Annotated in this window: 9 protein-coding genes; 8 read left to right on the plus strand and 1 reads right to left on the minus strand. The window is 36.7% G+C overall.

Annotated elements, in window-relative coordinates:
* The 8 genes from E1171_RS23870 to E1171_RS13740 all read left to right on the plus strand — a co-directional run.
* Positions 1 to 225: hypothetical protein (locus tag E1171_RS23870; protein ID WP_187696449.1), on the plus strand; the 225-nt coding region annotated here is incomplete at its 5' end.
* Between the two features lie 245 nt (positions 226 to 470).
* Positions 471 to 2,459 (plus strand): DUF3857 domain-containing protein, encoded by a 1,989-nt coding sequence (locus E1171_RS13710; protein WP_155206597.1) that lies wholly within the window; start codon positions 471 to 473, stop codon positions 2,457 to 2,459.
* Positions 2,460 to 2,551: 92 nt separating this feature from the next.
* Positions 2,552 to 3,022 carry a 3-oxoacyl-ACP synthase gene (locus E1171_RS13715; RefSeq protein WP_155206598.1) on the plus strand — a complete coding sequence of 157 codons (471 nt, stop codon included), beginning with the start codon at positions 2,552 to 2,554 and terminating at the stop codon, positions 3,020 to 3,022.
* A gap of 294 nt (positions 3,023 to 3,316) precedes the next feature.
* Positions 3,317 to 3,697, plus strand: coding sequence for a RidA family protein (locus tag E1171_RS13720; RefSeq protein ID WP_155206599.1), 381 nt, complete (start codon positions 3,317 to 3,319; stop codon positions 3,695 to 3,697).
* The gene (locus tag E1171_RS13725) at positions 3,666 to 4,172 is read left to right on the plus strand and encodes a hypothetical protein (protein WP_155206600.1); all 507 of its coding nucleotides are present in this window, start codon (positions 3,666 to 3,668) and stop codon (positions 4,170 to 4,172) included. The genes E1171_RS13720 and E1171_RS13725 overlap by 32 nt, the downstream gene beginning before the upstream one ends.
* 80 nt (positions 4,173 to 4,252) lie before the next feature.
* Positions 4,253 to 5,794 (plus strand): glutamate--tRNA ligase, encoded by a 1,542-nt coding sequence (gene gltX, locus E1171_RS13730; RefSeq protein WP_155206601.1) that lies wholly within the window; start codon positions 4,253 to 4,255, stop codon positions 5,792 to 5,794.
* Positions 5,795 to 5,798: 4 nt separating this feature from the next.
* On the plus strand, positions 5,799 to 6,023 hold the full coding sequence (locus tag E1171_RS13735) for a hypothetical protein (RefSeq protein ID WP_155206602.1): 225 nt from the start codon (positions 5,799 to 5,801) through the stop codon (positions 6,021 to 6,023).
* A gap of 147 nt (positions 6,024 to 6,170) precedes the next feature.
* Entirely contained in the window at positions 6,171 to 7,391 is a 1,221-nt protein-coding gene (locus tag E1171_RS13740) for an NAD(P)-dependent oxidoreductase (RefSeq protein ID WP_155206603.1), read from the plus strand.
* Between the two features lie 71 nt (positions 7,392 to 7,462).
* On the opposite strand, the gene rho is transcribed toward E1171_RS13740, so the two are convergent.
* Positions 7,463 to 8,891: transcription termination factor Rho (gene rho, locus E1171_RS13745; RefSeq protein WP_155206604.1), on the minus strand; the 1,429-nt coding region annotated here is incomplete at its 5' end.

The following is an 8,891-nucleotide window of genomic DNA, read 5'->3' on the forward strand; positions in this document are numbered from 1 at the left end:
CCCCATGGTTATCAAATGGAATACCTTCCCGAAAGTGTGAATTTTTCAAATGAGCTCATCGGCTTTTCCATTCAATATTTTTCGGAAGGCAATGTAATAAAACAGGAGAAAAGTATATATGTAAATTATCTTTTACTGGATTTAAATGATTTTGAAAAATATAATGAAGTTATCAGCCAATTGAGTGCGGCCTACCGGGAGTCTTTGATATTGAAAAAACTTTAAACCAATCCAAATTAAGATTATCAAATTAAACCATTGATGGAATGGTCTAATTATTGAATTTGATTCCAATATTTTTCTAAATTGTGACAAATTTAAAAGTAGAGTTGCCGATTAAAGGATATTGAATAGAAAATTTCAGATTTACGGATTTATATCCTTTTGAATTAATCTACAAGTCCACTTTTATTTTTTACTTAGACACACTCTTAAATGTCTGATAATTTTTTAACCAACAGATTATCCGTATGAACAAATCATCTTCAGTTTTAAAATATGCTTTGCTACTTATAGTGTCCTCCTTATTAGGGTCAATTACCTTTGCACAAGAAAAACCATTTCATCACGACGAATATAAGTGGGAAGCAAAGCCCTCACGTACCAAATTACGCAAAGAGTATAAAGATTATCCCGCTGTAGTATTAAGAAATTATGTAGCTTATGAATTTACCTACGGAGGAGAAAACCGAGAGCTTGGGCTTTATAGCGTGGAACACCGGACGATTCGGGTAAATAACGACGACGCCATACAGGCTTTCAATAAGATTTATATTCCCGTGGCCAATGAAGATGACATTATCGATATAAAAGCCAGGTCTATCAATAAAAAGGGAGAGATTATTGAACTGGATAGGGAAAATATTAAGGAGCTAAAGGATGAAGAAGAAGCTCAGACGCTTAAAATATTTGCTGTAGAAGGTGTTGAAAAAGGAAGTGAAATTGAATATTACTTTATTTTAAAACAAAGCCCCAATTTTTTTGGAAGAACTTATTTCCAAAGTAAAACACCAGTTTTAGAAAGTTCTTTTGAATTAACTGCCCCTAACAATCTTGTGTTTGGTCTGAAGACTTATAATTGTGACCCCGAAATCAAAGAGGAAACAAGAGAAGAAGATCATACCTATCGCTTAGCCCTCCAGGACATTCCAGCTTTGGAAGAAGAAGAATTCATGTATTACAACCCCAACCGAATGAGAATTGACTTTAAGCTCGATTATAATGATTTCATGGGGCAAAAAAAGCTGTTGACCTGGGCAGATGCTACAACAAGTGTTTATCAGAATATTTATACCACATCGGACGTGGAAAATATAAATGTTGAGGAATTCTATAACAATTTGAAGTTAAAGGAGAATGAAAATACGGAAGAAAAAATAAAGTCAATAGAGCAATATATTAAGACAAACTTCCAATTGGTTCAAACCACTGGTCCACAGTTTGTAGACCTCTCTTCTATTGTGACGAATAAATATGCCAATATTCAAGGTTTTGTGCGGCTTTATGCCAAACTTTTTACCTTAGCAGACATTGAACATGAATTAGTGATGACCACCGAAAGAGATAATGTACACTTTGATGGCCAATTTGAAAACTGGAAGAACCTAGTGAACTACCTCTTTTATTTTCCGGAAACAAATGAATTCATGAGTCCGGAAGAACCCTTTTTTCGTTACGGGATGGTGCCTTTTTTATTAACCAATGTGGAAGGACTTTTTATAAAACCAATCCAATTGGGTGAGGTCCATACAGCCATAGGAAGGGTGAAATTCATTCCCCCTCTTAGTTATGAGAAAAGCTTTGATAAATTAGATATTTCTATCGATTTCAAAACTATGGATATTGCCGAAGTAACCACAGATCGTTTTTTTGGGGGGTACAATGCCATGTCGATACAACCTTATTACTCATTTATTCCAGAGCAAAATAAATTGGAAGTTATCAATTCTATGGTGAAAATGTACTCCGGAGATGCACGACTTCTTAATTATGAGGTCATCAATGGGGAACCAAACCTTTCGCCACTCAAAGAGCCTTTTGAAGTACAGGCAACCTTTGAGACTTCTTCTTTGATTGGTAAAGCTGGCAAAAATTACCTTTTCAAAATTGGAGACGTTATCGGACCACAAGTGGAGATGTATCAGGAAAAACCTAGAGTTACTAATGTGGAGAATGACTTTAACCGTCTTTATGATCGGAAAATCTCCTTTAAAATTCCAAAAGGATACGAGGTCAAAAATCTGGACGATTTAAATATGGATGTTTCTTATGAAAAGGATGGGGATAAAATTTTCGCTTTTTCTTCAACTTATGAACAAAAAGGACGTCTCGTCAAGGTTCAAGTAGATGAATATTACAAAGAAATAAATGTAGAAAAAGAAGCATTTGAAGGTTTCCGAAAGGTAATAAATGCAGCTGCAGATTTTAATAAGATTACACTAGTATTCGAAAAGAAATAATTTTCCATCGCATAGATTACCAATTCAAAATAATCATCATGCCATTGGAAGATAACCAATGACATATTTTTTATTCACAAATAATTCCTGAATTGAAAAACATCCATGACCCTATTGCAATAAAGAGAAAGCTCTTTTCCAAATGCCTTCAATATGTCGAAGAGCGAATCAATTCCTCCAAGCAGGCCATGGAGGAAGCTCAACAGGCAGCCAATAAAGAAGGCAAAAGTAGTGTGGGGGATAAATATGAGACCACCCGAGCCATGATGCAGATAGAAAGGGATAAGTCAGCCAAACAATTAGCCGAAGCCTTGAAACTAAAAAAAGTTTTGGACCAGATGAATCCTGATAAAAAAACTGAAGAAATTACTTTGGGAAGCCTCGTTCAAACTTCAAATGGAAATTTTTATTTTGCAATTAGTATGGGCAAAGTCTTAGTCGATAATACGGAAGTTTTTGTGATTTCTCCAGTTTCACCAATAGGGAAAAAGTTAAGTGGATTAAAGGCTGGAGGTGTAGTGGAAATGAATAGCCGTGAATTTAAAGTTGAAAGGGTGATTTAGGTACTTTTGGGAAAAAGAAGATCTGATAATAACATTTATTTAAATTTATATATAAAAAAGATACCAAGAGAACAGAGAAGAAATTTTGCTTTTTGCCCTGAAGTTTTGAATGGAAAGTTAAAAAGAAGCCTGATTTTCAAGTGGGTTTTCAAAAAGGATTTTATAATTTTAATCCTTCGCTTTTAGATTCAGCTTGAGTTAAGGAATATAGTAAAAAATGCTTTTTATTTAGGCCTTGACCTTTAATAAAAGAAAGCGAAACTTCTTTTTTATCCTTTTTTATCTTTTTTAATTATGAGCAAGAAAATCATCAATTCCATAGAAGCTCCGGCACCTATTGGGCCCTACAGCCAGGCAGTTCTAGCTGGAAACACACTTTACGTTTCTGGACAAATTCCACTGGATGCAGAGACAGGTGAATTAATAAATCACAACATCACTGAAGAAACCCATCAGGTTATGAAGAATCTGGAAGCCGTATTGAGAGAAGCAGGGTCAAGTTTTCAGCAGGTAGTAAAATGTAGCATTTTTGTTAAAGATATGAATAATTTTTCCACCATTAATGACGCCTATGGGCAATATTTTAAGGAAAACCCTCCAGCAAGAGAATGTGTGGAAGTAAGTAGATTGCCAAAAGATGTCAATGTGGAGATCTCTTGCATCGCTTTATGCTAACTTATCATTTTTGCCTGTATGGTGGGAGACTATTGTTCTTCCCCAACAGGCAGATGAGATAAAGTATCGGATTTGGCGAGTTACAAAATCGGTTCGGCCAGAATTGAAATGGCCTAATGTTCAAGAGAAGTCCTTTCTTTTTAATGGATGGATAGAGGATAAGCACTTCAGAATTTCCAGAATACTGACTTATCCGAATAACTATATTCCCTTAATTATTGGGGAAATAGAAGAAACTTCTACAGGATGTATAGTTTTCCTGAAATACAAGTTATTTTTCTTCACCAGATTTTTCCTGATCTTTTGGACCATTGTTACATTACTATTAAGCTTATTCTTTCTACTATTCATTAGGAATAACCTTTATGCATTTCTATCCATTCTTACCGGTGGTTTCAACTACCTTATTGTAATAATTAATTTTAACATTCAAATAGACAAAAGCAGAAAGGTGTTGCATAAATTATTTAGCTAAAATATCAGTTGTAAAAACTTCATTATTAACCTTTCGCGATATTTTGTAATTTTGGCACAAATTAAAATGACTAAATAGCAATGGAGAAGCAAGTACGGGTGCGCTTTGCACCAAGCCCTACGGGTGCTTTACATATAGGAGGAGTTAGAACGGCCTTATATAATTACCTTTTTGCCAGAAAAAATGGTGGTAAAATGATCCTTAGAATTGAGGATACCGACCAAAGCCGTTTTGTACCAGGAGCTGAAGATTATATTTTGGAAGCATTAAAATGGTGCGGAATCGAAATTGATGAAGGAATAGGTGCTGGTGGGGAAAATGGCCCTTACCGCCAATCGGAGCGAAAGGGGATCTATATGGAATACGCTCAACAACTGGTGGATGAAGGAAAAGCTTATTATGCCTTTGATACCCCAGAAGATTTAAATGAAATGCGGGAGCGTTTGAAAGCTGCTAGGGTAGCCTCTCCACAATACAATGCCATCACCCGCATGACGATGAAAAATTCGCTCACATTACCGGAAGATGAAGTAAAAAGCCGACTGGCATCAGGGGAGCCTTATGTTATTCGCTTAAAAGTCCCTAGAAAAGAAGAAATCAGGCTTAATGATATGATAAGAGGGTGGGTAATGGTGCATTCATCTGCCATTGACGATAAAATTTTAATGAAATCGGACGGCATGCCTACCTATCATTTGGCTAATATTGTGGATGACCATTTGATGGGAATTTCCCATGTCATCCGTGGAGAAGAATGGTTACCTTCAGCGCCTTTGCATGTGTTGCTCTATAAATTTTTGGGTTGGGAAGACAGCATGCCGCGATTTGCACACCTCCCGCTTTTATTGAAACCGGAAGGAAATGGAAAATTAAGTAAAAGGGATGCTGACAAGCATGGATTTCCAATTTTCCCACTGGATTGGACGGACCCAAAAACGGGGGAGACCTCCGTAGGTTATAGGGAACAAGGATATATACCGGAAGGTTTTGTTAACTTTTTAGCTTTCCTAGGCTGGAACCCGGGTACACATCAGGAAATATTCTCAATGGAAGAATTGGTTGAAGCATTTTCCGTTGAACGCATTGGAAAATCCGGAACTAAGTTCGATATCAATAAGGCCCAGTGGTTCAATCAACATTATTTACGTCAAAAACCTAATAAGGAACTGGCCGAACAATTTCAAAAAGAGCTAAAGGCTCAAAACATTAAATGTTCAGATGAGAAAGTCGTTAAAATAATAGGGGAGATGAAAGAAAGAGTAACTTTCTCAAATGACTTTTGGGCAGAAGGAAAGTATTTCTTTGTATCACCAGAATCTTATGATGAGAAGGTGGTAAAAAAGAAATGGAATATTGAGGCGGTGACTGCCTTAACTGCCTATAAAGACGCCTTAACAAATATCGAAAACTTAAACGCAGACTTAGCCAAAGAAACGTTGGAAAAAGCCTTGGCCGAAAACAATATTAAGATAGGGAGGGTTATGCAAGCAGTAAGACTAGCAATAACAGGTGTTGGAGCAGGTCCCGACCTAATGAATATAATTGAGATTATCGGTAAGGAAGAAACGATAAATAGAATTGATAAGGTGGTGGACAGGCTCTCCGATCGTGTAAAGGAGTAGAGCTATGGTAAAGAAAAAATCATCCAAAAGAATTAGTCCAAAAGTGAATCCCGAATTGAATGGTTTTGAAATAAAAATCAACACCTTCGGGGAAATCAAATCGAACTATAACATTGATAAAATCAATGAATTCCTGAATAAGGAAGTCGATGATAAGAAACTAAGGGGAAGGGATGATTTAAAAATTAACGGTTTTCCACAACCAGGAAAAACTAATCCAAAAAAATAATAGGGGTCGTGTTTTGCCCCCTATTATTTCCACCCTCACAACTAACGAAGATTCCTTGAAAATTTGGAGTTAATGCCATTTAACAAGGGAATCCCATTCCAAACAATTAGGGTTACCAAAAACCCCTCTAAGTGCAATTTGCAATAAATGAAGGAAAGCATTGGGATTGGCATTTTAAGAGAAGGAAAAATCCCTATCGACCTAAGGGTTCCTTTAAGCCCCAAGCAGGCAAAAGAATTAATTGACAAATTTAAGGGGGTTCAGGTATTTATTCAATCAAGTCCAATTCGCTGTTTCTCAGATAAGGAATATAAAGAGCAGGGGCTCCCAATTGTTCAGGACTTGCATGATTGTGACATCTTGTTGGGCATCAAAGAAGTACCAATTCCCGAATTATTGGAGAATAAAACATATCTATTTTTCTCCCACACCATAAAAAAGCAAACTTATAACCGAGAACTGCTTAGAACCATACTAAACAAAAAAATTCGGCTTATAGATTATGAATGCCTAACCGAAGAAAACGGTTTAAGGCTTATTGCTTTTGGCAGGTATGCTGGAATTGTCGGTGCTATAAATGGGATATGGGCCTACGGACAAAAAAACAAGCTTTTTAAGCTTAAAAGGGCTAAGGATTGCTTTGATCTAGAGGAATTAAAAAAGGAAAGTAAAAAAATTAAACTGCCTCCAATTAAAATTGCCCTTACTGGAGGGGGAAGAGCAGCTAATGGAGCTATGGAAATACTCAACGCTATGGGGATATGCAAGGTTTCTCCTAAAGATTATTTAACAGAATCATTTGCTTTTCCTGTTTACACACAATTAAGAAGCTCGGATTATCATAAAAGAAAAGAAGGTAAAGAATTTTCTGCTCAAGAGTTTTATCAAAACCCTGAAAGATACCTTTCAACCTTTACTTCATATACTTCCTCTACCGATATACTAATTGCCACAGCCTTTTGGCATCCTGAAGCTCCAGCACTTTTCAGCAGGGAGAGTATGGTAGAAAAAAATTTTAAACTAAGTGTGATTGCAGATGTGACCTGTGATATTAATGGATCTATTCCTTCTACAAAAAAAACCAGTTCAATTGAAGATCCTGTTTATGATTATGATCCTGTAAATAATCGAATTATGCCTCCTTTTAGCAATAAGGATTTCGTAACGACTATGGCTATTGATAATCTTCCCACTGAATTGCCAAGAGATGCTTCTATTGATTTTGGTAATGAAATGCTCCTTCACATCCTACCTGCTTTGCTGGGCCATGATGAAGAGGGGATTATTCAACGTGCTACCATTGCTGAAAATGGGAAATTGACATCTATCTTTTCCTATTTGCAGGATTTCGTTGAAGGGAAAGAATAGATTAAGTTAAGAGTTAAGAGGTAATTAACCACCGATTAATAACTCCTTAACTCTTAACTTTTCTTATTTAATTAGTCATTCATGGAGGCCAAGAATTCCTCGTTATTGACAGTTCCTTTCATTCTGTCCTTCAAGAAGTTCATAGCTTCGGTAGAATTCATGTCAGACATAAATTTCCTTAGAATCCATGTTCTTGACAGAGATTCTTTATCAATTAACAGATCTTCTCTTCTGGTACCTGAAGCCGGAACATCAATAGAAGGGTAAATTCGCTTGTTGGAAAGTTTTCTATCCAACTGAAGCTCCATATTTCCTGTTCCTTTGAATTCTTCAAAAATTACCTCATCCATTTTGGAACCCGTTTCGATCAAGGCTGTGGCAATTATGGTCAAAGAACCTCCATTTTCCACATTTCTTGCTGCTCCAAAAAATCTTTTCGGTTTATGTAGGGCATTTGCATCTACACCACCAGAAAGAATTTTTCCCGATGAAGGAACCACTGTATTATAAGCTCTGGCTAGCCGAGTAATGGAATCTAAAAGAATCACTACATCATGCCCACATTCAACCATTCTTTTTGCTTTTTCTAGAACAATACTAGAAACTTTTACATGTTTTTCAGCCTGTTCATCAAAAGTCGAAGAAATTACTTCTGCATTTACACTTCTGGCCATATCTGTTACCTCCTCTGGTCTTTCATCCACCAGTAAGATAATGAGATAGCACTCCGGATGGTTTTCTGCAATAGAATTCGCAATATGCTTTAGTAAAACTGTTTTACCCGTTTTAGGCTGAGCAACAATCATCCCTCTCTGGCCTTTACCTATAGGGGCAAACATATCTAAAATTCGAGTGGAATAATTATCTGGTGAAGTGCTTAAATTGATCTTTTCTTCCGGGAAGAGTGGGGTTAAATATTCAAAAGGAACTCTGTCTCTTATTTCTTCCGTGGTTTTTCCATTCACCGATTCTACCCTTAATAAGGCAAAATACTTTTCCCCTTCTTTTGGTGGTCGGATTTGCCCACTTACTGTGTCTCCAGTTTTTAGCCCAAAAAGCTTTATTTGTGAAGGTGAAACGTAGATGTCGTCAGGGCTGGCCAAATAATTATAATCAGCAGATCGGAGAAAACCATACCCATCTTGCATAATTTCCAAAACCCCTTCATTTTCGATCAGGCCATCAAATTCTTTAATGCTGCCGCTCTTTCTACTTCTATCAGTTTTTTCCTGCCTTTCTACTCTTTCCCCTCTATCTACCCTTTCTGGTCTTTCGAAGCGTTCCCTTGGCTGGGCACTTTCCCTTCTAGGTGTAAATTCTTCTTTTTCCTGAACATTAACAGCTTTTTCTCTCCGAGGTGCTGTAAATTTTTTGTCTTCTGATTGTGTGGAAACTTTTTCAGCTTGAAGCTGGACATTTTCCCTTTTTCTGGTCCGTCTTTTTGGCTCTGAAACTTCAGCAGGCGTTTCTTTTTTTTCAGTCTTTTCTGGAACAGGCGCT

The organism is Xanthovirga aplysinae (assembly GCF_009711365.1).
GTDB lineage: Bacteria > Bacteroidota > Bacteroidia > Cytophagales > Cyclobacteriaceae > Xanthovirga > Xanthovirga aplysinae.